This window comes from Candidatus Nanopusillus massiliensis, assembly GCF_920984865.1.
Genome location: NZ_OV100765.1, coordinates 190,283 through 190,932, shown reverse-complemented (window position 1 = coordinate 190,932; position 650 = coordinate 190,283). Strand labels below are relative to the sequence as shown.

Sequence of the window (650 nt, the reverse complement as noted above, 5' to 3'; positions counted from 1 at the left end):
TCAAAATCAGATTTATGGTATTATTATGATATAAGAAAAATTTCCTCTTTTTATAAAAATAATTTACCAAAAATAGAAAAAATATTAGAAATAGAATAATGGATGTAGAACTCATTTTACAGATTATGGAATACAAACTTTATACTATCCAAAAATATAAATATATTTTGAGATACAGTTTAGTAATAAAAATAACTAAGAATATATGCTTTAGAAGGTAATGATAATTTAATTTGGTATATAAAAAAATTATACAAAAGATATAAATGATCTTGAATCTATATTTGAAGCTTTAAAAAAATATAAAGAAAAATATAGAAAAAAAGGAAAAATCAATATAATAGTTATAGGAGATATTGATAAGAATATAGTTGAAAAATACAAAGATTATTTTAATATATTTAGTGAAAACGATGTACAAAAGAAAATTACAGAATTCATAAATAAATAAAAACTTTTTTAATATTTTTATATTATGCCTTCTATAGATTTAAGAGAATATCAAAAAAATATATTAGAATCATGTTTAAGAGAAAATACACTTGTTATATAACNAACAGGTACTGGAAAAACAATTATTGCCTTTTTTCTTATTATTGAAAGATTAAAATTATTTCCAGATAAAAAAATATATTTTTTAGCTCCAACAA

Annotated in this window: 1 pseudogene; it reads left to right on the top strand. The window is 18.2% G+C overall.

The annotated features are described in order from the left end of the window. Window positions 1–568: 568 nt before the first annotated feature. Window positions 569–650: pseudogene (locus LUA84_RS05095) on the top strand (hypothetical protein); the annotation flags it as partial.